Annotated in this window: 25 protein-coding genes; 11 read left to right on the top strand and 14 right to left on the bottom strand. The window is 68.7% G+C overall.

Annotated elements, in window-relative coordinates:
• Positions 1–12 precede the first annotated feature (12 nt).
• Complete coding sequence (locus EZ313_RS04720; protein ID WP_135262045.1) at positions 13–630, top strand: LysE family translocator; 618 nt, start codon at positions 13–15, stop codon at positions 628–630.
• 66 nt (positions 631–696) lie between these two features.
• On the opposite strand, the gene EZ313_RS04715 is transcribed toward EZ313_RS04720, so the two are convergent.
• Both EZ313_RS04715 and EZ313_RS04710 read right to left on the bottom strand, forming a co-directional pair.
• Positions 697–1,365, bottom strand: a complete 669-nt coding sequence (locus EZ313_RS04715; protein WP_135262044.1) for a YceH family protein — start codon at positions 1,363–1,365, stop codon at positions 697–699.
• 195 nt (positions 1,366–1,560) lie between these two features.
• The gene (locus EZ313_RS04710) at positions 1,561–1,995 is read right to left on the bottom strand and encodes a helix-turn-helix domain-containing protein (RefSeq protein ID WP_135262043.1); all 435 of its coding nucleotides are present in this window, start codon (positions 1,993–1,995) and stop codon (positions 1,561–1,563) included.
• A gap of 65 nt (positions 1,996–2,060) precedes the next feature.
• On the opposite strand from EZ313_RS04710, the gene EZ313_RS04705 reads away from it, so the two are divergent.
• The 4 genes from EZ313_RS04705 (at position 2,061) to EZ313_RS04695 (ending at position 5,012) form a co-directional block, all read left to right on the top strand.
• On the top strand, positions 2,061–2,567 hold the full coding sequence (locus EZ313_RS04705; protein ID WP_135262042.1) for a hypothetical protein: 507 nt from the start codon (positions 2,061–2,063) through the stop codon (positions 2,565–2,567).
• A gap of 155 nt (positions 2,568–2,722) precedes the next feature.
• Positions 2,723–3,670: a PAS domain-containing protein gene (locus tag EZ313_RS23755; RefSeq protein ID WP_338106288.1), complete on the top strand. Its 948-nt coding sequence runs from the start codon at positions 2,723–2,725 to the stop codon at positions 3,668–3,670.
• Positions 3,671–3,821: 151 nt separating this feature from the next.
• Positions 3,822–4,613 carry an ATP-binding protein gene (locus tag EZ313_RS23750; protein WP_338106287.1) on the top strand — a complete coding sequence of 264 codons (792 nt, stop codon included), beginning with the start codon at positions 3,822–3,824 and terminating at the stop codon, positions 4,611–4,613.
• A gap of 15 nt (positions 4,614–4,628) precedes the next feature.
• On the top strand, positions 4,629–5,012 hold the full coding sequence (locus tag EZ313_RS04695; protein WP_135262041.1) for a response regulator: 384 nt from the start codon (positions 4,629–4,631) through the stop codon (positions 5,010–5,012).
• 169 nt (positions 5,013–5,181) lie between these two features.
• Here EZ313_RS04695 and EZ313_RS04690 read toward each other — a convergent pair whose 3' ends face one another.
• From EZ313_RS04690 to EZ313_RS04680, 3 genes are all read right to left on the bottom strand, one after another.
• Positions 5,182–5,442: a hypothetical protein gene (locus EZ313_RS04690; RefSeq protein WP_135262040.1), complete on the bottom strand. Its 261-nt coding sequence runs from the start codon at positions 5,440–5,442 to the stop codon at positions 5,182–5,184.
• An 86-nt stretch (positions 5,443–5,528) separates the two neighbouring features.
• Positions 5,529–5,975 (bottom strand): c-type cytochrome, encoded by a 447-nt coding sequence (locus EZ313_RS04685; RefSeq protein WP_240788528.1) that lies wholly within the window; start codon positions 5,973–5,975, stop codon positions 5,529–5,531.
• A 29-nt stretch (positions 5,976–6,004) separates the two neighbouring features.
• A complete protein-coding gene (locus tag EZ313_RS04680; RefSeq protein WP_135262038.1) occupies positions 6,005–6,433 on the bottom strand; it encodes a nuclear transport factor 2 family protein in 429 nt (142 codons plus the stop codon).
• A gap of 80 nt (positions 6,434–6,513) precedes the next feature.
• On the opposite strand from EZ313_RS04680, the gene EZ313_RS04675 reads away from it, so the two are divergent.
• Entirely contained in the window at positions 6,514–7,158 is a 645-nt protein-coding gene (locus EZ313_RS04675) for a TetR/AcrR family transcriptional regulator (RefSeq protein ID WP_167772502.1), read from the top strand.
• Between the two features lie 67 nt (positions 7,159–7,225).
• Here EZ313_RS04675 and EZ313_RS04670 read toward each other — a convergent pair whose 3' ends face one another.
• Positions 7,226–8,650, bottom strand: coding sequence for an FAD-binding oxidoreductase (locus tag EZ313_RS04670; RefSeq protein ID WP_135262036.1), 1,425 nt, complete (start codon positions 8,648–8,650; stop codon positions 7,226–7,228).
• Between the two features lie 90 nt (positions 8,651–8,740).
• Here EZ313_RS04670 and EZ313_RS04665 point away from each other — a divergent pair, with 90 nt between their 5' ends.
• The gene (locus EZ313_RS04665; RefSeq protein WP_167772501.1) at positions 8,741–9,859 is read left to right on the top strand and encodes a helix-turn-helix transcriptional regulator; all 1,119 of its coding nucleotides are present in this window, start codon (positions 8,741–8,743) and stop codon (positions 9,857–9,859) included.
• A 273-nt stretch (positions 9,860–10,132) separates the two neighbouring features.
• Here the strand turns inward: EZ313_RS04665 and argC are convergent, their stop codons facing one another.
• From argC to EZ313_RS04650, 3 genes are all read right to left on the bottom strand, one after another.
• The gene (gene argC, locus EZ313_RS04660) at positions 10,133–11,113 is read right to left on the bottom strand and encodes an N-acetyl-gamma-glutamyl-phosphate reductase (protein WP_135262034.1); all 981 of its coding nucleotides are present in this window, start codon (positions 11,111–11,113) and stop codon (positions 10,133–10,135) included.
• Between the two features lie 67 nt (positions 11,114–11,180).
• On the bottom strand, positions 11,181–11,639 hold the full coding sequence (locus tag EZ313_RS04655) for an Lrp/AsnC family transcriptional regulator (RefSeq protein ID WP_135262033.1): 459 nt from the start codon (positions 11,637–11,639) through the stop codon (positions 11,181–11,183).
• On the bottom strand, positions 11,636–12,931 hold the full coding sequence (locus EZ313_RS04650; protein WP_135262032.1) for an NAD(P)/FAD-dependent oxidoreductase: 1,296 nt from the start codon (positions 12,929–12,931) through the stop codon (positions 11,636–11,638). Before EZ313_RS04650 ends, EZ313_RS04655 begins: the two co-directional genes overlap by 4 nt.
• Before the next feature lie 166 nt (positions 12,932–13,097).
• On the opposite strand from EZ313_RS04650, the gene EZ313_RS04645 reads away from it, so the two are divergent.
• Positions 13,098–14,174, top strand: coding sequence for an MBL fold metallo-hydrolase (locus tag EZ313_RS04645; protein ID WP_167772500.1), 1,077 nt, complete (start codon positions 13,098–13,100; stop codon positions 14,172–14,174).
• Positions 14,171–14,554: a hypothetical protein gene (locus tag EZ313_RS04640; RefSeq protein WP_135262031.1), complete on the top strand. Its 384-nt coding sequence runs from the start codon at positions 14,171–14,173 to the stop codon at positions 14,552–14,554. Before EZ313_RS04645 ends, EZ313_RS04640 begins: the two co-directional genes overlap by 4 nt.
• Here the strand turns inward: EZ313_RS04640 and EZ313_RS04635 are convergent.
• Positions 14,535–16,658 (bottom strand): ATP-binding protein, encoded by a 2,124-nt coding sequence (locus EZ313_RS04635; protein WP_167772499.1) that lies wholly within the window; start codon positions 16,656–16,658, stop codon positions 14,535–14,537. The two genes, EZ313_RS04640 and EZ313_RS04635, sit on opposite strands and share 20 nt — an antisense overlap.
• Before the next feature lie 189 nt (positions 16,659–16,847).
• Here EZ313_RS04635 and EZ313_RS04630 point away from each other — a divergent pair, with 189 nt between their 5' ends.
• Positions 16,848–17,615, top strand: a complete 768-nt coding sequence (locus EZ313_RS04630; protein ID WP_135262029.1) for a response regulator — start codon at positions 16,848–16,850, stop codon at positions 17,613–17,615.
• A gap of 109 nt (positions 17,616–17,724) precedes the next feature.
• Positions 17,725–17,943: a hypothetical protein gene (locus EZ313_RS04625; RefSeq protein WP_135262028.1), complete on the top strand. Its 219-nt coding sequence runs from the start codon at positions 17,725–17,727 to the stop codon at positions 17,941–17,943.
• Between the two features lie 24 nt (positions 17,944–17,967).
• Here the strand turns inward: EZ313_RS04625 and EZ313_RS04620 are convergent, their stop codons facing one another.
• The 4 genes from EZ313_RS04620 to EZ313_RS04605 form a co-directional block, all read right to left on the bottom strand.
• Positions 17,968–18,600 carry a TetR/AcrR family transcriptional regulator gene (locus tag EZ313_RS04620; RefSeq protein WP_135262027.1) on the bottom strand — a complete coding sequence of 211 codons (633 nt, stop codon included), beginning with the start codon at positions 18,598–18,600 and terminating at the stop codon, positions 17,968–17,970.
• 4 nt (positions 18,601–18,604) lie between these two features.
• A complete protein-coding gene (locus EZ313_RS04615; protein ID WP_135262026.1) occupies positions 18,605–19,477 on the bottom strand; it encodes a type 1 glutamine amidotransferase domain-containing protein in 873 nt (290 codons plus the stop codon).
• 90 nt (positions 19,478–19,567) lie between these two features.
• Positions 19,568–19,918: a hypothetical protein gene (locus EZ313_RS04610; protein WP_135262025.1), complete on the bottom strand. Its 351-nt coding sequence runs from the start codon at positions 19,916–19,918 to the stop codon at positions 19,568–19,570.
• A gap of 90 nt (positions 19,919–20,008) precedes the next feature.
• Positions 20,009–23,209, bottom strand: coding sequence for an AfsR/SARP family transcriptional regulator (locus tag EZ313_RS04605; protein WP_135262024.1), 3,201 nt, complete (start codon positions 23,207–23,209; stop codon positions 20,009–20,011).
• Between the last annotated feature and the right edge of the window lie 42 nt (positions 23,210–23,251).

The raw sequence follows: 23,251 nt of genomic DNA, 5'->3' as shown, positions 1-23,251 counted from the left end.
CTGGAGCACGCCATGTCCCTTGTCGCTTTCGCGCTCGCTGCGGTCGTCCTCGCCATCACCCCGGGTCCAGGCCTGGCATATGTAGTGGCCCGCACGGTCGCCGGCGGCCGGTCTGAAGGCCTTGCGTCCTGCTTCGGCACTGGCTTGGGCGGCATGCTTCACGTGCTCGCTGCCGCTCTCGGGCTTTCATTGCTCGTCGCCCAGTCAGCCTTCGCCTTCAGCCTGGTGAAGTACGTCGGCGCTGCCTACTTGATCTACTTGGGCATCCGCATGCTCTGCAGCAAGCAGAAGGCCGTACCGCTCGAGTCCGTCGCTTTGCGCGGTCCTCGGCGAGCCTTCCGCGAGGGCATCGCCGTCGAAGTCCTGAACGTCAAGACCGCGCTGTTCTTTCTTGCCTTCTTGCCCCAGTTCGTGACTCCTGCCCAGCCGCTCGTGCCCCAGCTGGTTTTGCTTGGGACCATCTGCGTCGCGCTGAACACGCTTGTGGACGTAGTAGCGGTTTTCGCTGCGGATCGGTTGCTTCGATCGAGTGCGGTCCGAGCAGGGCGCGCACGCATCATGACCCGGGTCTCCGGGATCACGATGCTGGGACTCGGTGCCTATCTGGCGCTGGCAAGGCGGCAAGCCTGACGCGGACGGCCCCGCGCCCGTTTCAGCTACGGCAGCTAACGCCGAAGCGGACTTCGCCTGGCGAAGCTAGGGGAATCCATCGATCCCTAGTTCGGAGCAAACACGGCCCAGGAGCGCCTTCACGCCCGCGAGCTCGGCCTCGAGTCGCGCCACGTGGGCCTTCAAGGCCGCGACCTCGCCCAGGCTGGGGTCTTCGGTGCCCGCGTCCGTGAGGCCCGCAGTTTCGCCGCCTGCGGGCTCACCGCCCAGCAGGTGTGTCCATCGGCTTTCCCGTGCGCCGGCAAGCCGCGGAAGCTTGCGCACGAGAGCGCCGGCGGCGCGATCGGCCAACTCCTCCAGGAAGGCTTCGACGGAAGAGATGTCGGCGAAATTGTGCATGCGCTCCGACGCGATCCGAAGCTCGCCCGGAGTTTGTGGCCCTCGAAGCATCAACACGGTGAGCAGGACGATCGACTGCGAGGGGATCTTCAGCACGCCGTCAAGGTTGTGCCCGTAACGGTAGACGCGTCCGCCGCTCGATTCGGTCACGAGGCTCAGGGCCTTGAGGCTGTCCAGGGTGGCCTGGGCCTCGGCATCGGAGATCTCGATGATCGGGTTTCGGCTCGTCTTCTGGTTGCATCCCGAGACAAGTGAGTTGAGCGTCAACGGATAGCTGTCGGGCACCGTGCGTTGCTTCTCGGACAGCACACCGAGAACGCGGATCTCGAACAGGGAGAGCGCGCGAAGGTTGGACATCGGAATTCGTGTGATGCAACACACGCAATGTACCCCGCGTACGAGTGCTTCGAGCCGGCCTCGTCGTCGGTTCACCCTCGTCGTTCCGTGCCTTGCTCTCCAGCAGCGGGCCACGCCGGCCCGACTTCCCCTCCTGGCCGGGCAGCGGACATCACGTCGAAAGTTCAAGACCGCACCATGCGGCTGAGAGCCGGGTCAGGCGGGCTGTCCGACCCGCCGCTTCCTGCCACGGCCGGTCGCCTCTCGCGTTCGCGCCGCCGCGGCGCGCAGCAGTCGCTGGAAGGTCGGGCACTCCGAATGGCTCGCCGCGGGGCAGACCGCCGCATGCCGCAGGCTCTTGCTCACGGCCTGCAGACGCCTGATGGTCCGCTCGATCTCGTCCGCCTTCGCGGCAAGCATCTGCCGATCGAGACTCGGCCGTCCCTCCGGCGAGAACATCGAACGGATTTCGTCGAGTGAGAAGCCGGCCGAGCGCGCCAGGGCAACGAGCGCCAACTGGTCGAGCACGCCCGGCGCGAAACGTCGCCGCAGGCCATCTCGGCCGACAGAGGCGATCAGTCCCTTCTCCTCATAGAAACGCAGCGTGGAAGCTGGCACGCCGGAACGCTTCGCGACCTCCGCAATATCCATGGGCAACCCCTTGACTTCAAGTGGACTTGAACTTCTATCCTGCCAGAACCAGTAAGGAGAAACCCATGACCATGACACTCGATGCGCTGGCGCGCGAATGCCGGACTCTGCTCCTGGCGGACGCGTCGCCCGCCGGCCGCGCTCAAGTCGCGGCCCTGCTCGGCCGAGCGCTGCGCGACGCGGAGTTCGTGCGCACGCAGTTCGCCGGCGGCATGCCGGAACGCAAGATCCTCTACGAGGACCGCGATCTCGGCTTCTGCATCCTCGGCCACGAATACCACGACGCCAAGGAAGGCGGGCCGCACGACCACGGCCCCTCCTGGGCGATCTACGGACAGGCCGAAGGCGAAACGATGATGACTGACTTTGTCGTCGTGCAGCCACCCGTCGCCGGCATGGCAGGCAAGGTGCGCCGGGCCCACAGCTATGCGCTGCGCCCCGGGGACGCCCACCTCTACAACGAGGGCGCAGTACACGCACCGACCCGCAGCGGACCCACGCGGCTGATTCGAATCGAGGGAAGAAACCTGGAGAAGGTGGCGCGCGGGAAGTACGAAGTGGTGGCCGGTTGAACTGCGCGGCGTTCAGCCGTGCGGTAGCCATGCGCGTCAGGATTCCAGCGCGCGCCCTGTCGGGCGCCGCTTGCGGCCATCGGCCTAGCTCTTCAGCGCGCTGTCCTACATTCGCTTGATCTGGCTTCCTGCAGACTAGCTTTGTGCAAGTCAACTTGACCGATTCAGGTAACCGCTTTTCAGACGAAGCCGAACGACTGCGGCACTTCATTTCCTCGGTCGCCGACTACGCGATCTACATGCTGTCCCCCACGGGCGAGGTCGTGAGCTGGAACCTTGGCGCCCAACGCTTCAAGGGGTACGAGCCGCACGAGATCATCGGCAAGCATTTCTCGAACTTCTACACGCTGGAGGACCGGGTCCGAGGCGTGCCGGAACGGGCGCTCGAACTTGCCAGGACTACAGGCAAGTTCGAAGCGGAAGGCTGGCGGGTGCGAAAGGATGGATCGCGGTTCTGGGCGAGCGTCGTCATCGACCCGATCCGGGACGAGAAGGGCGAGCTCATCGGGTTCACCAAGATCACGCGCGACATCACCGACAAGCGCGAGGCGCAGAAGGCGCTGCGCATGAGCGAGGAGCGGTTCCGCATGCTCGTGCAGGGGGTGACAGACTACGCGATCTACTTGCTATCCCCGTCGGGGGAGATCACCAACTGGAACGCAGGCGCGCGGCGCATCAAGGGCTACGACGAGCCCGAGGTGCTCGGCTCGCATTTCTCGCGCTTCTACACCGACGAGGACCGAGAGAAGGGCGTACCGGCCAACGCCCTGCGCATCGCGAGCGAGACCGGAAGGTACGAAGCGGAAGGCTGGCGGTGCCGCAAGGACGGCACGCGCTTCTGGGCCCACGTCGTGATCGACGCGATCCGCGACGAAGAAGGCGTGCTGGTGGGCTTTGCCAAGATCACGCGGGACATTACCGAGAGAAAGCAGGCGGCCGAGCAGCTCGAGAAGACCCGCGAGGCGCTCTTCCAGTCACAGAAGCTGGAAGCCATCGGCAAGTTGACCGGTGGCGTGGCGCATGACTTCAACAACCTGCTGAACGTGCTGACGAACGGTTTGTCCATGCTGCGGCAGCGACGCGGACTCCCTTCGGCTGATTGACAGCATGGAGAAGGCGACAAGCCGGGCCTCCGCCCTCACCCAACAGCTTCTCAGCTTCGCGCGCCAGCAGCCTCTGAGGCCCGAACCGCGCGACGTCGGTCGGCTGGTGAACGCTTTCGAGACGGTCCTGCGCAGGGCCAATCGCAGCGCCGTGCACTTCGAAGTACACGTTGCGCCCCGCCTGCCGGCCATCCTGGTCGACGCGACCCAGTTCGAGACCGCGTTGCTCAATCTCGTCGTCAATGCGCGTGACTCCACCCCCGATGGCGGCCGGATCACCATCTCGGCGCAGGCCCGCGATCTCGGCGTCGGCGAAGTCGGCGCGCTGCCCGCGGGACGCTACATCGAGGTGAGCGTCGCCGATAGCGGCGCCGGCATGTCGCCTGAAGTTCTCGCGCGCGCCGTGGAGCCCTTCTTCACGACCAAGCCGCGGGGCAAGGGCACTGGCCTGGGACTCAGCCAAGTGTATGGCCTGACACAGCAGTCCGGCGGGGACCTCCGGATCGCCTCCAAGCTGGGGGAAGGTACGACCGTTTCCATGTTCTTCCCCGCCTTGGCCGCGGAGCAGCAGCCCGTGCATGTGCAATCGGACATCTCCGAGAAAGTCCTGGTCGTCGACGACCAGCCCGAGGTGCTCGAAATGGTGGCGGAGATCTTCCGCAACCTGGGGTTCGATGTGCTGACGGCGGGCGACGGCCGTTCCGCGCTGAACGTCCTCTTGCGGGAGGCCAACGTGGACCTGCTCTTCAGCGACATCGTGATGCCCGGCATGAACGGCATCGAACTGGCGAACCAGGTCAAGGACCGGTTCCCGGCGATGAAGATCCTGCTGGCCTCCGGCTATCCGCCGCCCGAGGCCGGTGACGTGAAGGACTTCGATTTCCTGTCGAAGCCTTTCAGCATGGCCGACGTGGCCAAGAAGTTGCGCGCCCTGGCGCGATAACCCGGGAGTTCTCCAATGGCCCTCTTGCAGCTGGACATCCTGGTGGTCGACGACAACTTCGGATCTGCGTTCATGATGGCCGAGGTCCTCAAGCGGGCCAGCCACCAGGTGCGCGTCGCGGTCGGGGGCAACGAAGCCATACGCGCGGCAGCCACCCAGGCGCCGGACGTCATCCTGATGGACATCAACCTCCCCGACCTGGGAGGATTCGAGGCCGCCAAGCGCATCAAGACGTTGATGCCGCAGGTCAGGGTGATTGGCATTTCCGGGATGCATATTCCTCCCGAGATGGAAGGTGACATGCTGATCTTCGAGGAACGGCTCCACAAGCCGATCCGGCCGGAGCAACTGCTTTCGACGCTGGACCACTTGTTCGAGCCTGGATGCAAGTCCGGATGAGTTCGCCTAGACGGAGCCGGAGACTTCTCAGGCGAGCGCACAGGCGACGGTCAGGTCCGGTCTACCGTGCAGGCCGCGTTCAGTTCGTCCAACACCCGCGCCAGACCAGAGCTGGGCCGCGACTGCGCTAGCGGCTCACTAGCCGCGTACCGCCACTCGCTCACCTAGATCAGGTGGCAACAGTCGTCGCTGTCAATGAGCGCACCGGTACCAGCGAGAAGGCCGCCCACAAGCATGGCCTGAAACTGCGGACATTCACGGATTTGCTGGAGGCGAACGCATTGCCAAAGCACGCCGGCCGCTTCGCGGCTGTTAGCCATGTAGCCGACTCTCCTGACCGCAGCTCCGCCAGCAACATGACGGCCGTGGCGCCGAGCCCCAGGATCGACATGGCGATCCAGGCATAGAGGGCTATCGTGAGTTCGTCCATCGCTTTCCTTTTTTCGCCTCCTTGCTCGTTCGGTGAGGACGGCCGGGTGAGGCCCCCAGGGCCGCGTCTCTCTAACGTTTCATCCTTTAAGGGAAGCGCACGACCGGCCCTTTTGCAGTCTTTCCGGGAGGGACAAAGGGGGGCGCAGGGTTTCCCGCCGGTCCGAGCGAGCGGGTGTAGGCGTAGATCGCCTCGAGGTCGGCGTCAGTCATGGCCCGAACGTTGAACCAGGGCATGGGCGGGCGCGGCTTCATCGCGCGAGCGTGCGCGACCCACTGCTCTCGTGTCATTCCCTGCAGCATCAGCCGCAAGTTCGTAGCGTACGTGGTGCCCCATGGACCGGCCCATCCGAGCGAGTCGCCGGTGAGCCACAGCTTCTCGTCCACCCGCCCTTCCGCCGGACCGTAGCCCGGCGTGTGGCAGTCGTTGCAACCGGCGGTCTGAACCAGGTAGCGTCCCCGCGCGATCTCGTCTTTGCGGTCGGCCGCGCACGCGATCGCGCTTGCCGCAAGCAGCGCGAGCGATGCAACCACGTTTCGTCTCCTGACGTTGAGAGCTGGCTTCACGACACCCTCGCTCCGAGTTGTTCCTGGATGGCAGCCAGGTCGCACCACACGTTTTCGCGCGCGATCTTCCTTCCATCGAACTCGAACACGTGCAGCAGCCGGAAGCTGACGCGCCCCTTCTTTCCCGGGCATCCGAACAGCCGGCCATCTTCCATCCACCCGTTCCAGATGGACTCGTCCACGACGAATCCATCCCCGTACAACCTGCGCACGGGAGTGACCCCTTCTCCCTTGAGGTCCCGGAACATGGTCGAGTAAAGCTCCCGGATCTTCTCCGGGTCGTTCGTGACGCCGTAGGGTGAAGGCACGACGTGGTGCTCGGCACCCGGCGCCAGGCTGGACACGACACCTTCCACGTCGTCGGTGGCCTCGAACCGGAAGTGAGTGTCGATGAGGTCATCGACGGCTTGTTGCTGCAAAGACATGGCTTGTTCCTTCCACAAAATACGGACGTCCCTTCGTGAGACAGATGTATCATAACGGAATGAATGTAGAATGCAACCTCATGACGAGACAACCGTATCAGGAAGGCCAGCGACGGCCCGATCCGCGCGCCAACCAGAAGCAGCGCACCCGCCAAGCGCTCGTCGAGGCCGCCAGCGAACTGGTCAAGACCGGACAGGAGCCGACGCTGGCCGAGGTGGCCGACCGCGCCAAGGTCTCTCGCGCGACCGTCTACCGCTATTTCCCGACCCCGGAATCGCTGCTGATCGAGGTCGCGCAGGTGAACCCCGCGGCCGAGCCAGTCGAGCGCTGGCTGCAGACACTCGACGTGGAGGATCCGGGCGAACGACTCAAGGGGCTCCTCAGTACGTTCAACAAGGTCGTGCTCGCAGAGCAGGTCACCCTGCGCACGGCCCTTCGCGCGTACCTGGATACGACGCTGGAGAACCATCGCCGCGGCGAGGTGACCGCGACGGTCCGCGAAGGCCGTCGCATTCGCTGGCTGGACGAGGCTCTTCGACCCGTGAAGGCCCAGCTCACGCCGGCGAAGTGGCGCCGCCTGAGAGCCGCGCTGGCCCTCACGCTTGGCATAGAGGCCATCGTCGTCCAGAAGGACGTCTGCCAGGCGTCCAACTCCGAAGCTTTGGCAACACTCGATTGGGCAGCCCAGGTATTGCTGCGCGCCGCTCTCGATGAAGCTCGCTGAGACGAGTCGGGACCGAACCGCGGGCGCCTGACTCAAGCGCGCGACGTCGCTCCGACCGGCGCGAGACTCAGGGATTCGCCTGGCCTGCACCACTTTCCTCCATCCCCGGATCGATGTTCTGGTTCATCCTGAACAAGTTTGCCGGGTCGTACTTGCGTTTGGCCGCCACCAGCCGATCCCACGTCGCCTTGCCGTAGGCCTCGCGCGTGCGGCTCGCTCCTTCCTCGGTCAGGTGGTTCACGTAGCCGCCGCCGGCCGAGGCCGGCTTCAGCGCAGACCAGGTTTCGCGGCACCACTGCCGGTGCTCCCCGGCGTGCTCGTCGCCGGGCTGCCACGCGGCGGCCACGGTCAAGATATGCCGCACGTCGCGGAAGCGGAAGGCCGTGGCTTCGGGATCGACACGACTGACCGCGCCACCCATGTGGCGCACCAGCACCTGCGACATCGGCGACGTGCGCCGCGCGGCTGCGTCGGCCAGTGCCTGCAGGTCACCGCCCTCCAGCGGCTTGAGCCACTCGGACCGGCAGTAGTAGTGCAGGCCGTGCGGCACGCCGCCGTCGAACCACTGCTGGATGGCGGTGTACGGCTGCTCCCCGAACGTGTCGACGGCCGGATTGCCGAAGCGGCGCACCGCCTGCAAGGCGCGCTCGCCCTCGTCGGCCGGACCGACCCAGATGCCGGCCAGGGCCGCCACCGGCTGCAGTTGCAGTTCCGGCGGCACGAATGGCGCGGGAGGCGCATTGACGAGGGCGGCGACGAGCGAGAGTTCGTCGGGCGCCCCGCGCGTGAGCCGCTCGTAGTGCGCGAGCACGGCGGGCGCCTGCGCGGCCGGGTACATCGCGAAGCCGGCGTACATCGGAGCCACCTCGTGCACGCGGAAGGTGAACCTGGTGACCACGCCGAAGTTGCCACCGCCGCCGCGCAGTGCCCAGAACAGGTCGGCGTTCTGGCGCTCGTTGGCGACGGTGATGCTGCCGTCGGCCAGCACGACCTCGGCCTCGATGAGGTTGTCGCAGGCCAGGCCGTGCTTGCGTGACAGCCAACCGATGCCGCCGCCCAGCGTCAGGCCGGCCAGGCCGGTGTGCGAGATCTCGCCGCCGGGCGAGGCCAGGCCGTGTGCCTGGGTTGCGGCGTCGTACTCGCGCAGGAGCAGGCCCGGCTCGGCCATGGCGATGCGCCGGGCCACGTCGACGTAGATGGACTTCATCAGCGACAGGTCGATCATCAGGCCGCCTTCGCAGACGGACCAGCCGGGGATGCTGTGGCCGCCGCCCTTGATGGCAAGCAATAGCCCGTTGGCGCCCGCGAAGCGCACGGCCGAGGCGACTTCGGCTGAGCTTCGGCAGCGCACGATGAAGCCGGGCCGGCGGTCGATGGCGCCGTTCCAGACCGCACGGGCCTGGTCGTAGCCGTCGTCGCCGGGGCGCAGCACCTGGCCGAGCAGGCCGGGGATGGAAGGAATGCGGGGAGTGGAGTCTGTGGTCGTGTTCATGGGGCAGGATGGTCGACGCGCCGTGCCGGCCGCACCATCCCTGACATCAGGGATTTTTCGGGCGACCTCCCATTCGGCAGAATGCCCCGCATGCCTACCAGGCCCCTTGCCTTCGACCGCGCGATGCACGCCGTGCTCGATGCATGCCGGTACGCCACCACGCCCGCCGGATTGTTCGTCGCCGTGCATCAGGCGCTCAAGCCGCACGTGCCGGTGGACCGCTGGTGCGCGATGACGCTGGACCCGGCCACCTCGCTGCCGACCGGCGGCGTGCACGAGAACGGCTTCAGCGTCGCCGGTGGCGAACGCGTGCTGCGCCTGGAGTACGGCGGCCCGGCCGACGTGAACACGCTGGCCGACCTGGCGCGCAGCAAGGCGCACGTGAACACGCTGTCGGCTGCCACGCACGGGCACGTGGAGACCAGCGCGCGCTTTCGCGAGGTGCTCGCGCCGGAAGGCCTGCGCCACGAACTGCGCGCGGTCTACCGCGACCAGCACGGCGCGTGGGCGGCGATGGTGCTGTTGCGCGCGCCCGACCGCGAAGACTTCGATCCGCGCGAGGTCGAGCTGGTGGCGGCCATCAACGAGCCGCTCACGCGCGCGCTGCGCCGGCTGCTGCTGCTGGCCGAGATGCACACGCGCGCGGAGCCGGGCGCGCCGGGCCTGGTGCTGCTGGAACCCGCCACCGCCGCCGAAGCGCGTAGCGAATTGCAGGTGCGCCACGCCAGCCCCATCGCGCTGCAGTGGCTGGACCAGATCGACGACAGCTCCGCTGGGCCGCTGCCCTATGCCCTCTATTCACTGGCCCTTCGCGCCGCGCGCGAAGGTCATGCGGTCACGCGCATCCGCGCGCGCTCAGGCCGCTGGCTCACGGCGCATGCGGAAGCGGCGCTTGCGGCGGGCCCCGGCATCTCGCTGATCCTGCAGCCCAGCCGCCCACACGAGATCGCGCAGATCCTGGCCGGCGCCTACGGCCTCACCACGCGAGAGGCCGAGGTGGCGCGCCTGGTGGCGGCCGGCTGTACCAACGAGGAGATCGCCAAGCTGCTGTTCGTGAGCCGCTACACGGTGGAAGACCACCTGAAGAAGTCGTACGAGAAGCTGGACGTGCGCAGCCGCAGCGAGTTGGTATCGCGCCTGTTCTTCGACCAGTACGTGCCGCGGACGAAGCAGGAGATCGCGTTGGATGGGACGGGGTGGTTCATGTAGGTGCGGCAGGAGTCCGAGCTCGACCGCTCCCAGAGTCTCGGCCGCACCCCATGGGAACCGAGACTGGGCGCTGCGGTGTCTGATATCCGCTCCTGGCCGAAAGCTGCCTTATCGACGGCCCGGCTGGAAGGCGCCGGCGTGATTGCGCAGACGCGTGCAGTGACGGATCCCACCAGCGGGATGCGACGGTGTGCCGGCGCTCGCCTCTCGCCCTAACCCTTCCTCGGCGCACGGGGAGCGGGTACCTGAGATCACACGGACTCGCAACGGAACTCAGGGCCACACAGGCGCGCCGTCCAGCCCCGCCGTCTCTGGCAGGCCACAGATCAAGTTCGCGTTCTGCACCGCTTGGCCGGCGGCCCCTTTGCCGAGGTTGTCGACCACGCCCATCGCGATCACGAGGTTCCGGTCCGGATCGGCGGCATAGCTGACGAAAGCGAAGTTCGAGCCAGTGGCCCACTTCGTGTGCGGCGGTTTGTCTGACACGCGGACGAACGCGCGACCGCCGTAGAACCGCTTGGCCGCGTCGAAGCACTGCTCTGTCGTCGCCCGGCCGCGGCAGTAGATCGTCGCGAGGATGCCGCGGGTCATCGGCACGAGGTGGGGTGTGAACACCAGCCCGCCCGCGCTGCCCTCGCCGCTCAGGCGTTCAATCGTCTTCGCAATCTCGGGCATGTGCGCGTGCTTGAGCAGGCCGTAGGGCGCCAGGTCCTCGTTCACCTCGGCGTAGCCGAACTTGCTGTTGCCGCCGCCCCGGCCAGCGCCGGAGACGCCGGTCTTGACATCGACCACGATGTTGCCCGGCTCGATCAGCTTGTCCGCCAACAGCGGCGCCAGCGCGGTCAGCGTGGCTGCGGGGAAGCAGCCGGGGTTGGCGACGCGGGTCTTGCCCTTTATCTGCGCCGGCCAGACGTCGGCCAAGCCGTACGTCCACCCCTCGACCCAGCGGTGGTCGCCGCCGATGTCGACGATCTTCACGTCCTTCGGTACGCGGGCCAGCGCGTCGGCCGAGGCGCCGGTCGGCAGCGACGCGAACAGCACGTCGAGCCTCGGCAGAGCGGTTGGGTCCCACTTCTCGATCACAAGGTCTGCCAGCTTCGCCGGCGCGCCGGGGAACCGGTCGACGAGCCGGCTGCCCGCGCTGCCCTCGCCGGCGGCGTAGACCAGCTCGAACGACGGGTGGCCCGCAACGAGGCGCATCGCTTCGCCGCCGCCGTAACCGCTGATCCCGATGATGCCCACGCGAATGCTCATGATGGTTTCTGCCGCTGGTGCGAGCGGAAAAGTGTAGCGGCGCCGCTCGCGCCATGCAGGACTTCGATCAGCTCGCGTCCCGCGTGAGTCTCGGAGGTCGCGAGATGGCGTGGGCCAGGACCACGCTCGTCGTGACCAAGCCGTACAGCGCGAACTTCGTGACCACCTGGTCCAACTCACCCGGCCCGGCGAAGGCGCATCGCAGCACGAAGCTGTCCTCGCCCGTCACCTTGTAGACATCGAGGACCTGCGGCAGGCGCGCGCACAGATCGAGGCAGGCCGGGGCATGGCCGAACTGAGTCCGCACCCGGATGATCACCTGCACGTCCAGGCCCAGCGCAGCGTTGTTGACCCGCGCGCCGTACCCCGTGATGACGCCGAGCCTTTCCAGGCGGCGCACCCGTTCGCTCACGGCCGGTTGCGACAGCCCGATGCAGCGGCCGATCTGGGAGAAGCTGACGCGTGCGTTCTCCAGAAGGGCCTGGATGATCCTGCGGTCCTTCAGGTCGAGAGCCGGCGCGCTCACGGCGTGACGCGGATCCTCGGTCGCGCGGCCCGGGCGAGGACATCGGAAGCCCAGACGAGTGCCGCGCGCGCCAGGCCATGCAGTTCCACTTGGTGCAGCCGGTAGAGCAATGCGTGGCCCGCCCGGGCCACTGCGCCTTCCAGCAGGCGCCCCTTGAGCAGCCCGCGCCGCCCCAAGGTGCCGTAGGCGTTGTACTTTGCCAGCGACACGAGCGCGCCGAGATCGCGGTAGCGGAAAACCGGCACCGAGGCTCCGGCGAGGAGACGGGGAATCGCGCGGCTGGCATGGAGCGCCTGCTGCCGCGCCACCTGTGCCGTAGGCGGCAGGGCGGCGCCGGCGCCCCGGGGCGTGAGGCTGGCGCAGTCGCCAAGCGCAAAGATGCGGGCGTCGACGCTCGACTGCAGGGTCGGACCCACCACGATCTGGCCAACCCGGTTGATCTCGAGCCGGGCCGCGACGGCCACGCCGCCTTCGCCGCGCACCCCTGCCGCCCAGAGGCGCAGCTGCGCATCGATCCGCCCACCGCCGGCGAGCTCGAACCCGTGCTGGTCCGCGCTCACCACGCGCGTCCCCAGGCGCACCTGCACGCCCAGTGCCCGCAGCTGGCCCAGGGCTGCGGCGGATACGGGCTCGGCGAACCCGGCCAGCAGACGCGGTCCGCTCTCGAGCAGCGTGATGCGCACGCGCGCCGGCATCGGGGTGTTGTTGTAGGCCTGCATCTGCTCGGCCCACTGCGTCAGCTCGGCAGCCAACTCCACGCCCGTTGCACCGCCGCCGACGACCGCCAAGTCGAGCGGTCGGCCCTGGGCCGCCGCCTGCAGGATGCGTTCGTAGAAGCTGCGGTTGAACGCCTCCGCCTGCGACAGGTCGTCGATGAAGGCGCAGTGCTCGGAGACTCCGGGCGTGCAGAAATCGTTGGCCTTGCTGCCGGTCGCGAGGACCAGCGCGTCATAGGGCACCTCGCGCGCGGGCAGCAGCTGATCTTCACCGCTGCCGGTCAGCGGAGCGAGCCGCACGACGCGCCTTTCGCGGTCGATCGCATCCAGCGCGCCGGGCATGTAGCGGAATCCGCATCTCGCCGCGTGGGCGAGGAACGGCACGTGCTGGAGAGTCGCCTCGCGCGTTCCCGCGGCGAAGGTGTGAAGCATCGGCTTCCAGACGTGGGCGAAGCTGCGGTCGACCAGCACGACCTCCGGCCTGGGCTCGCGCGTGCGGCGCCTGCACAGCTGGGTGGCGAGCACCAGGCCGGCGACGCCCCCGCCGACGATCACGATCTTCGATCCTGCTTGCATCGTGTACTCCTTGGACAGGCGTGAGCATCGCGGTCTGCCTTTGCACGCCGATGTTGGCGCGCGGGCCCGCGGATTTCATTTGCAACCGGAGCGCCGCAAGCTGACATCGCCGGAACACGCCTGCGGGCAAGCATGTCCCCTTCACATCAACTCTGGTGAGCTCTCCATGAACAGAAAGAGGATCGCCGGCTGGGGCTTGCTCGTGCTGCTCCTGCTGCTGGTGGCGGCCTACGTGGGCCGCGGCACGGTCATGCGCCACGTGATGGCCAACCGCATCACCGCGATGGTCACGCCGGGCGGCGGCCTGGAGGGCCTGGCCGACGGGCTGCACGTCGGCCTGTGCGGCGCCGGTTCGCCGCTCCCCGACCCGTGGCGCGACGGGCCATGCACCGTCGTCGTGGCCGGCCAGCGCATCTTCGTCTTCGACGCGGGTTCCGGCGCCGCGCGCAACATCGTGCGCATGGGATTCAGCGCGGGACAGGTGGAAGCGCTGTTTCTCACCCACTTCCATTCGGACCACATCGATGGCGTCGGCGAACTGCTGCTGCAGCGCTGGGCGCAGTCGGCCGCGACCAGGCCGCTGCCGGTCCATGGGCCGACCGGGCTGACCGATGTACTGCAGGGCTTCGAGCGCGCCTACCAGCTGGACCGCGGCTACCGCATCGCGCATCACGGCGAGACGGTGGTGCCCGCCTCCGGGTTCGGCGCACAGGCTCGCATGTTCCCCACGCCGGAGTCGGGCAGGGCCGTGATCCTGTCCGACGGGCATCTTGAAATCTCGACATTCAAGGTCTGCCACGACCCCGTGGATGCGGCGGTCGGCTATCGCATCCGATACAAGGACCGAGTGGCCGTCATCAGCGGCGACACGGCGAGCTGCCCCTCCGTCGAGGAGGCCGCACGCGGCGCCGACATGCTGGTGCATGAAGCGCTCAGTCCTGCGCTGCTGGCCACCTTCCGCGAACGATTCGTGCAGATCGACCGAAAGCCGCTGGCCCAGGTGATGGAAGACGTGCTCACCTACCACACCACGCCGGAGCAGGCGGCTGCCATCGCGAAGTCGGCCGGCGTGCGGGCCCTGGTGCTGTCGCATCTCATTCCGATGGTGCCGCCCGGTCTCGAGACCGCGTTCCTCGGCAACGCACCGTCGATCTACAGCGGGCCGATCCACGTCGGCACCGACGGAGACTTCTTCACTCTGCCCGCCGGCACGGCGTGGGTCGAAACCGGGAGGCGCTGGTGAACCTCATTCTCCGCATCCTTCTGCTGCTGGTCGCGGCGGCCCTGATCGCCACCGGCCTGGGCTTCGCCTTCGCGCCCACGCGCGCCGCACTCGACTTCTCCGTCACCGCCACCGCGCTGGCCGGGCTGGGCACCTTGCGCGCCGACCTCGGCGGCCTGTTCCTCACCGCGGGGGCCTTCACGTTCGCCGGATTGCGGGCCGGGCAGTCGCGCGTGCTGGCGGTACCGGCCGTCCTCATCGGGAGCATCCTCGCGCTGCGACTGCTGCATCTCGTCCTGGACGGCAGCAGCGCCGGCGCGCTCCGCGCCACTGGCGCGGAGGTCGTGTTCATCCTGCTGCTCGTAGCGGGCTACCGCCGGCTCAGGCCGTCCGGAGCGTGACTGCGGCGAGCGCCTGCTGCAGGGCCTGAGCCAGATCGCGCGCGAGGAGCGGCTTGTTCAGCACCTCGCACGCACCGGCGGCGCGCGCTGCCGCCGTCTGCTGCGGATCCAGGTCGCCGCTCACCACGAGGACGGGCAGATCGGGGCGCAACGTTCGGACCTCGCGCGCGAGCTCGCAGCCCGTCAGCCCGGGCATCGATTCGTCGGTGAGCAGCGCGTCGAACCGGTCCGGTTCTGCGCGGAAGGCTTCCAGCGCGCGAAGCGCGGAGGTGTAGCCGACCGGCTCGTACCCGAGCCGGGCCAGCATCTCCTCTCCCAGCCGGACCAGCGGCTCTTCGTCATCCACCAGCATCACGGCTTGGCCGCTGCCTTGCGGAAGCGGCGCGGACTCTTCGGCCGGGACTGCGATGTCGCTTGGCAGCCGCGGCAGGAACACCGTGAATGCCGTTCCGGCCCCGACCATGCTCTCCACCGCGACGCCACCGCCCAGGTCCGTGACGATGCCGTGCACCAGCGACAGGCCGAGCCCGGTTCCAACGCCCACCTCCTTGGTGGTGAAGAACGGGTCGAAGATGCGCTCGAGCACCTCGGGCGCCATGCCGCTGCCCGTGTCCTCCACCCGGATGCGGACGTAGGGTCCCGCCCGCAACGTGCTGGTGGCCACGACCAGGCCGGACGGCAGCTCCAGCGTATCGGCTTCGACCTTGACGACGCCGGCGGACATCGACTGCACGGCGTTGGAGCACAGGTTCATCACGACCTGGTGGATCTGGGTCGAGTCACCGAGAACGGCGGCGTCGCAGGTGTCCAGGCGGTCTTCCAGCCGGACCCCATGCGGCAGCGAGCCGCGCACGAGCTCGATCGCCTCCGCCAGGACCGAACCGACGTGCACTGGCGCGCGCTCGGTCAGTCCACTGCGGCTGAACGCGAGGATGCGCACCACCAGCGACTTGGCACGAAACCCCGCGTTCATCACCGCATCGATGTGCCGGCGAATGGCGGTGCCCGGACGCGCCTCGCCCTGCGCCATTTCGCCGAAACCGATGATGGCCGACAGGATGTTGTTGAAGTCGTGCGCGATGCCGCCGGCCATCGTGCCGATGGCTTCGAGCTTCTGGGCCTGCCGCAGCTGCGCCTCCAGCCGGCTGCGCTCCGCCATGTCGGCTTCCAGGCGGCGCAGTTGCCGCAGCAGCAGCACCAGCAGCAGCAGCGCCACTCCGGCCAAGGCGGCAGTCCGCCAACCGGTGGCAATGGCCTGGTCGCGCCAGCCCGCCAGCGCGAGGCCGGCGTCGCGCGTCAGCATGACGGAGACGGGATAGTCCGGAACGGGATGCACGGCCACGAACCGATCGGCGTCCGCTTGCTCGTCCCGCACGCGGCCCGGCGCGCCCGACTGCCAGTGCGGTTGTCCCAGGCGCAGGTACAGCTCGCTGGGCCGCCCGACCGCTGCCGCATCGGGGTGCTGCGCCAGGACGCGTCCGTTGCGGTGAACCAGGCTCACTTGCGTGCCGGGCTCCAGCCGGATGTCGCGATAGAAGCTCTGGAAGTAGTCGACGCGCCCGCGGGCGGCGGCCACGCCGTCGAACGCTCCTTCCCCGTTCTCGAGGCGGCGGGCGATCAGGAACACCCACACGCCGTCGACCGGGCTCGGCCCCGCATTCCCGACCAGCAGGCGCCCCGGCGACTCGGTCCGGATCTGCCTGAACAGCCCGTACTCGGCGAGATTGGGCGCGTCTGGCGCCAGCGGATATCCCATCGAGACGGCCCGCATCGCGCCGTCGGCGCGCGCCACCAGCAGGCCGTCGATCTGCACCAGGCCGAGCGCCTGCTCGCGAAGCCGGCGGTGGAGCGACTCGTCATCGAGCCGCTGCAGTCGGCCCTCGCGATGCTGCTGCATGAGGTTGCGCAGCACGATGTCCACGGCCTGGAAGGTGCGCGCGGACTGCTCCGCCACGATGCGCGCGTGGGTGTCGAGCGACCGCGAGGCGTGCTCGGCCGAGAGTTCGTACGCGCTGCGGATCTGATGGGCTGCCGCCAGCAGCGACGAGCCGATGAGCAGGCCGCCGCCCCACAGCACGGCACGGCGACCCGCGGCCAGGTTCACCGTTCGCCTCCGCGGGCGCGGGCCATGGCGGTCGGCAGCGCGGGGGAGCCCTTGCATGGCATCGGTGGTCTCCGGCTTCGGAAGGTTGCACCCATTGGCGCTCCGGCGCGTTGCACGCGCATTCCGGCAACGGCCGTCCACATTACATCTGCAATGCAGTGCTGTGCAAGAAGGAGGCTGCGGGCTACGATGACCTCCCCGCCTGAAGCCGTGTCGACCGTGGATGCAGCCCCCACCCTGTTGCCGCACGTCGTCGTGCTGGACGACGACGCCGGCGTCCGAGAGCTGATCACCACTTACCTGTCGGACCACGACTTTCGGGTGAGCGCCGTGGCTTGCGGCAGTGCGCTCAACGAGTTGCTGCGCGCGGACACACCGGACTGCCTGATCCTGGACCTGAAGCTGCCGGGTGAGGACGGCCTGAAGATCGCCCAGCGCCTGCGCGAGTCGTCCATGATCCCCATCCTGATGCTCACCGGCCGCACGGAAGAGGCCGACCGCGTCATGGGCCTGGAGCTCGGCGCGGACGACTACCTCACCAAGCCGTTCAGTTCGCGCGAACTGCTGGCGCGCATCCGCGCGCTGCTTCGGCGGGCTTCGGCGCAGACCAGCGTCGCCCGCGAGGTCGCGCGGGTGCGCTCCTACCGGTTCGGCGGTTGGGAGCTCAGCGTCGGGTTGCGGCGGCTGAAGTCGGCCGCGGGCGACAGGGTCGAGCTCACCAACGGCGAATTCAGCCTGCTGACGGCCTTCCTGAGTTCGCCGCAGCGGGTCCTCACGCGCGACCAGCTGCTGGACCTTTCGAGGCTGCACAACGCCGAGGTGTACGACCGGTCGATCGACGTGCAGATCCTGCGGCTGCGCCGCAAGATCGAACCCGATCCCTCCAGCCCGCGCTATATCCGAACGGAGCGCGGCATCGGCTACGTCTTCGACGCGCCGGTCGAGGTGCAGCGTTAGGTTTCAGCTGCAAGACGCGGCCGACAAGTGACATGGCGCTCCCGGGCGAGTGACACGCGCCGGCAAGGCGGGCCTTCCAAGATGGCCGTGCGTTCCCAAGGAGTTCCACATGCAGTCCGCCAACGGCCCGGCGCCCGCATTGCGCCGCTTCCTCTGTTTCGAACGGCTCCGTCATGACGGCGAGCGGTTCGCCTTCCTGTGCGACGACCACGGCCGCGTCGACCTGGACGCGATGACGGAGCCGGCGCGCAACGACTACTTCTTCGCCCGCGCACTGGTCGGGCACAGCTTCTGCGTCCCTCGCGTCCAGCTGGTGCCGGCGGGATGAGTGCGAGCGCGGCGCCCGCGCGCCTCACCTCCTGCGCAAGCCCCGCCCGTCGCCCGCGAACGCCGCGGCGAGGCCCGCCGTGGCACGTTCGATGGCCTGCAGGGCCGCGTCGAATGTCAAGCCTTGCTCGCGGCGCAGGTGCACCCACGCATCCATGCTCAGCAGCAAGCTGAGCGCATCCACACACGCCTGGTCCGCCAGCACGACTGGCGGCAGTTGCCGGCGCAGCGCCTCGCCCTGCAGCTGCGAATAGCGGCGCAGCTGCGCGTCCAGGTAAGCGGAATGGTGGCGGTGGACCTGGCTGACCAGGTAGCTGGCGGCAAGCCGCTCGTAGTGGTGCGCAAGCGTTCCGCAGGTGCTGCGCAGCTCCTCTTTCCAGTCGGCGCTCGCGCGGCGGCCTTCGACCACCGGCAGCACCACCGTGTCCACGCCGCGGATCACCTCGCGGTAGAGCGTCTCCATGTCCTCGAAGTGCCGGAACACGGTGCGCAGCCCCACCTGCGCCCGGGTCGCCACCTGTTCCGCGGTCGGGCGCACGATGCCTTCGCTGACGAGGGACAGCAGGGCGTCGGCGATCTTCCTGCGGGTGGTGATGCTGCGGCGCCGACGGCGGTCCTCCGGGACCGGCGGCGGCTTCGCCTGCGATTTGGCGGGCATCCCGTTACTGTACGGGCGCGACCACCGCCTCCGTCACCCGCTGGCCGCCCGCGATCTCCAGCATTCGTTGCGCGGTCACGTCCCCCGCGTTCTGGTTCTGTCCTGTCACGAGCCGCCCGTCGGCGACCACGTGCTGCGCGAAGACCTCCCGCCGCGCGGTCGCACTCTCGAAGATCGCGCCGGCCGCCCGCAGCTCGCGCTCGGGATGTTGGGGCGTGAACCGGATGCCCAGCTGTTCCACCTGGCGGTTGGTGACGGCGGTGAGCCGCTTGCCGCGCACGAGCGGCGCGCCATTCGTGTCCAGCGCCTTGAGCAGCCCGAGCGGACCGTGGCACACGCCGCCGACCACCTTGCCGGCGCGCCAGGCCGCGGTGATGCCGCGCGCGAGCGGTTCGCAGCCTGCGAGGTCGTACGCGGCGCCCCATCCTCCCGCCAGGAACACGATGTCGTAGCGGGTGAAATCCAGGCCGGAGACGGGAAGGGAGTGGCGTGTCAAAGCCTGCAGCCGCACATCCCGCAGGAACCGGCGGTCGGCCCGCGAGGCGAGCAGCCAGCTGAGCGAGAAAGGCTCGACGGGGATCTCGCCTCCCTTGATGCTGGCCACGTCCACGTCCATGCCCGCATCGACGAATGCGTAGTAAGGGGCGGTGAACTCCGATGCGAACACGCCGGTCTTGCGCCCCGCCCCCGGGGCGCCGGGGCGGTCGAGGGTGGCATGGCTGGTCGTCACGATCAGCGCCCGCCCGCCAGGCAACCGGTAACGAGGGCCCCGGTAGTCGGGGTGAAGACCCAGCGCCTTCAGCAAGGCGGGCACGCCGAAACGGACCAGCACCACGGCTGCGACCGCAGCCCCGACTCCAAACCACAACGTATCCATGACCGCCGCTCCTTTAAATTGGCATCCATCGTGCCATTTCACGGAATTATGACACTGTGGATGCCAATACATGCTGCCGAGCGTCGACCGTCACGCCGCCCGACGCTCGCAGCCCTCCTTCGCGTACTGCTCGTTCAGCACCTCCATGCGCTGCTGCGCCTGACCGGCGGCCGCCTTGCCGCTGACATACCGCCCCACGACGGCAAACGGGATCACCGCTCTCCACGCGTGCTGCTCCTTGTTGCGCGCGGCGGCCAGCTCGCCCTGGGTGTTGGCGATCTCGGCGGCGATCTCGGGACACGATCGCGGCGCCGCCGTCGCCGTCGTCGTCGGCTGTGCGGCGCATCCGGCCAGCAGCGCGGCCAGCGGAAGCGCCAGCCCCAGTGATGCACGCCATCGGCGCACGCCAGGGAATTTCGGGTAACGAGGGTTCGAACTCACGGTGGGCTCCTTGAAAACGGAGCCCGCAGGGTAGGTTGCGCCCTGCTACGGTTTCACTACCGATTCGCGAGCGGCCGCGGCGCCTGCGCCTCACCCGGCGCGTTCCGCCAGGTCCAGTCGCAGCGAGAGGTAAAGCTTCTCGGTGGCCGTGGAGGGCTGCAGGCTCAGGGTCACGGAGAGGATCTGCTTGAGCTTGCGATACGCGCTCACCGCTTCGGGCATGCGGTCCAGGCGGTGGTAGCAGCGCATCAGCCCCTGGTAGAACGGTTCGACCACGTTATCGGCTTCGAGGCCGCGCCAGTAGCAGTCGATGGCCTCAAGCGTGCGTCCTTGGGTTTCCAGGTGCGCCCCGGCCCAGTCCACCGCCTGGATGAACTTGCTGCGCAGCCGCTCACGCATCGCGAGCGGCCAGCTCTCGCCCTCCTCCTCCGCGAGGAAGGCGCCCCGGTACAACGCGAGCGCCGCGGCCGTCGCCTCCAGGTCGCGCCGCTCGCGTGCCCGCTCGAGCGAGCGCTCGAAGGTCCAGGCGTCCACCCACACGCGCGAGCGGTCCAGCGAGACATGGCCGCCCTGCTGCACGACCACTTCGGAGTCGCCCAGCAGGGGGCGAAGCCGGTGCACCGCGACCCCCAGCGATTTGGCGGCCTGATCGCCGGCCTCGTCTCGCCAGAACGCATCGATCAGCACCGACTCAGGGCAGCTGCCGCCGCGCGCGACGACTGCCTTGAGCACGGCGAGCGGACGCTTCGGAACCTTGCGCCCGAACTCGACCGGCGCATCGTTGACGAGCACCTCGAAGCTCCCAAGCGTGCGGACCCGGATCGGCCAGGGCCAGCCGGGGATCTCCTCCGTCGGCGGGGACAGCCGCCACATGCGGATCTCGCGGCGCACGTAGTCGGTCTCGATACCGGCAGCGAGCGCGAGTTCCAGCAGCGAACGGTTGCGCGAGAGCACGCGCTGCGCATACGCGTTCAGCCCGCTGCCGGTCTGGGCCAGCGCCAATGCCCTGGCGACCAGCGCCAGCGCCGCACGCGTGTCGCCGCAGGCGTTCTCGATGTGGGCCTCTTCCAGCAGCAGCTGCGTCTCCATCACCTCGAGATAGGTGCCACGCACCATGTTGCGCGAGGAGGCGAGCAGCTCCCGCGCCGCGACGAAGTCCCCCCCGTCGGCGAACGCGCTCGCCAGCAGCGGGCGGAAGGTGGCGCGGAAATAGGCGGCTCCGACCCGCTCGATGGCCTGCAGCGTTCGCTGCGCGTGGCCGTAGGCGGTGGTGACGTCGCGCCTGGCCTGCGCCAGAAGCGTCTGCGCCAGCCAGTAGTTCATCTCCGCGTCCGGGCTGCTGCGGGCCGGGTGCAGCTCCATCCGCGCCAGGCGGGCCTGCGCGTCGGCGAAGCGCCGGAAGACGATGTCCAGGTACGTGCGGAACTGGAGCGCGGCGTACTCCGCCTGCAGCAGTCCCTCCTCCCGCGCCAGGTCCTCGGCGCGCTGGAAGCGTTCGGACGACTCCTCGTAGCGCGCGTTGCGCATGTCGTGGATCGCCCGGAACGTGTACCAGAACGACCGGCTCAATGCGCTGGCCGGCCGGCTCTCGACGACGGGATCGACCTTGCCCATCAGCTGCCGGACCAGGTCGTCCTCGCCCGAGTTGTGCAGGAAGGTGATCAGGTGCGTCGCCGTGGTGAGGCGCTGGGTCCAGTCCAGGGTGTCGTCGCCGACGAGCGCGAGCAGCCGGCGGGCGAGTCCGGGGATGGCGGGGTGGTCCAGCCGGCAGAAGGACAGCGCGGCGTGCAGGGCTGCGTAGCTCGTCAGCTCGATCGCGGCAGATGGAAACGCGACGTGCCGATGCAGAAGCGGTTCGAGCCGCTCGACCCAGGGCGCCACTTCCGACCAGCCAAGGCGCGTGAACCAGAGCGCGTTCACCACCGCTGCCCCGCAAGCCAGCTGGCCGGCGACGTCGCCCGCCTGCTGGAAACGCTCGCACGCCTCCTCGAGCACCTCCACTGAACGTGCCGGCGCCGATTGCAGGAGCGAACGCCCCTGCCAGTACCCGAGCCAGGGGCTGCGTTCCAGCTCACCGGCCGGCATCGCCTCCAGCCATTCCTTGACAGTCTGGCGGCGCCCCTGCCCGATCGCCGGCTCCGCGCGGGCACACACCACGCGCGCATAGCAGCCCCAATCGCCGCCGCGCGCGAGCAGGGGGAGCGCGTCCTCGCCCCACCCTGCCTCCTCCAGCAGCCGCCCGGCGCGGCCCGAGAGCGACCGGCGCTCGTCATCGGCCCACGCCTGTTCCGCGCGATGCTGCAGGAAGGTCCTGAACAGCTCGTTGAACTGGTACACGGCCTCCGCGCGTTCGCCCTTGCGGCGGCGCTGGTCGGTGAACATGTGGCGCCGGTACAGCTGCTCCAGCAACCGGACCGCGTCTTCGCTCCCGGTCAGGCCATGGGCCAGGGCCGCTGTCATCTGCGGCAGGAAGGACAACCGCATCAGGTTCTGCTGCTGCAGCGCGGGCAGTTCGTCGAACACCCGCTGCGCGAAATAGCCGAACACGTGCTGCAGCGACTCCGTGTCGCCGCGGTCCGGAACCGCCCCGTTCCGCGCGCTGCGGGCCAGCAGCAGCGTCAGCCCCGCGGCCCAGCCGTTCGAGCGGGCATGCAGCTCCTGCACCAGACGCGGATCGGAGATCCCCCGCCGCTGCGCGAGCGCGGCGGTCTCCTCGAGCGTGAAGTGCAGCTCGCCCGGGTCGACCACCGAGATGGCCTGCGACGCAATCAGAGTCGCGTAACCGGCGGGCGGCTCGCTGCGGCTGATCACCAGCACGTTCACGCCCGGCGGAACCTGCTCGACCATGCAGACGATCAGCTTGTGCAGCAAGGAGCCATCGGGCACCTCCTGGAAGTTGTCCAGCACGAGGGTGCCCTGCGGTCCCAGGCGGCTGAACAGCTCCCGGAAGAAACGGCGCGCAAAGCCGGGCAGGTCAGCGAGGTATTCCGGCCTCAGCAGCGGCAGTGGCTCCGCATCCTTGCGCGCGGCGAGCGCGGCCGTGTGCAAGTGGTAGATGAAGGACGCGGGGTCGTCATCGCCGGGGTCGACCTGGTACCAGATGCCGCCGCGCTTGCGGCTCGCCAGCCATCCCGCCGCCAGCGCCGTCTTGCCGGCGCCCGGCTGGGCGGCGATCCAGACGGCCGGCCGCGCCGCGGCCTCGTCGAGTACGGCATGCAGCCGCGTGCGAGCCAGCTCGTCGTGCAGTCGCGGCCGTGAGAGCTTGGCGAGGACCACGGGATTCGCGGGCATCCGGCACCCCCTGGCTGCCAATGATGCAGCGGGGACCTCGAA

It is taken from the genome of Ramlibacter henchirensis, assembly GCF_004682015.1.
Lineage (GTDB): Bacteria > Pseudomonadota > Gammaproteobacteria > Burkholderiales > Burkholderiaceae_C > Ramlibacter > Ramlibacter henchirensis.
Note: the sequence above shows the minus strand (reverse complement) of the source record. Positions and strands in the feature narration are given on the sequence as shown.

Coding starts and splice junctions, on each gene's coding strand:
- argC (WP_135262034.1), bottom strand. CDS start 11,113: ATGAGCATTCGCGTGGGCATCATCGGGATCAGCGGTTACGGCGGCGGC.
- EZ313_RS04630 (WP_135262029.1), top strand. CDS start 16,848: ATGACCTCCCCGCCTGAAGCCGTGTCGACCGTGGATGCAGCCCCCACC.
- EZ313_RS04620 (WP_135262027.1), bottom strand. CDS start 18,600: ATGCCCGCCAAATCGCAGGCGAAGCCGCCGCCGGTCCCGGAGGACCGC.
- EZ313_RS04675 (WP_167772502.1), top strand. CDS start 6,514: ATGACGAGACAACCGTATCAGGAAGGCCAGCGACGGCCCGATCCGCGC.
- EZ313_RS04615 (WP_135262026.1), bottom strand. CDS start 19,477: ATGGATACGTTGTGGTTTGGAGTCGGGGCTGCGGTCGCAGCCGTGGTG.
- EZ313_RS04720 (WP_135262045.1), top strand. CDS start 13: ATGTCCCTTGTCGCTTTCGCGCTCGCTGCGGTCGTCCTCGCCATCACC.
- EZ313_RS04645 (WP_167772500.1), top strand. CDS start 13,098: ATGAACAGAAAGAGGATCGCCGGCTGGGGCTTGCTCGTGCTGCTCCTG.
- EZ313_RS04650 (WP_135262032.1), bottom strand. CDS start 12,931: ATGCAAGCAGGATCGAAGATCGTGATCGTCGGCGGGGGCGTCGCCGGC.
- EZ313_RS04695 (WP_135262041.1), top strand. CDS start 4,629: ATGGCCCTCTTGCAGCTGGACATCCTGGTGGTCGACGACAACTTCGGA.
- EZ313_RS04715 (WP_135262044.1), bottom strand. CDS start 1,365: ATGTCCAACCTTCGCGCGCTCTCCCTGTTCGAGATCCGCGTTCTCGGT.
- EZ313_RS04665 (WP_167772501.1), top strand. CDS start 8,741: ATGCCTACCAGGCCCCTTGCCTTCGACCGCGCGATGCACGCCGTGCTC.
- EZ313_RS04680 (WP_135262038.1), bottom strand. CDS start 6,433: ATGTCTTTGCAGCAACAAGCCGTCGATGACCTCATCGACACTCACTTC.
- EZ313_RS04690 (WP_135262040.1), bottom strand. CDS start 5,442: ATGGACGAACTCACGATAGCCCTCTATGCCTGGATCGCCATGTCGATC.
- EZ313_RS04605 (WP_135262024.1), bottom strand. CDS start 23,209: ATGCCCGCGAATCCCGTGGTCCTCGCCAAGCTCTCACGGCCGCGACTG.
- EZ313_RS04625 (WP_135262028.1), top strand. CDS start 17,725: ATGCAGTCCGCCAACGGCCCGGCGCCCGCATTGCGCCGCTTCCTCTGT.
- EZ313_RS04710 (WP_135262043.1), bottom strand. CDS start 1,995: ATGGATATTGCGGAGGTCGCGAAGCGTTCCGGCGTGCCAGCTTCCACG.
- EZ313_RS04705 (WP_135262042.1), top strand. CDS start 2,061: ATGACCATGACACTCGATGCGCTGGCGCGCGAATGCCGGACTCTGCTC.
- EZ313_RS04670 (WP_135262036.1), bottom strand. CDS start 8,650: ATGAACACGACCACAGACTCCACTCCCCGCATTCCTTCCATCCCCGGC.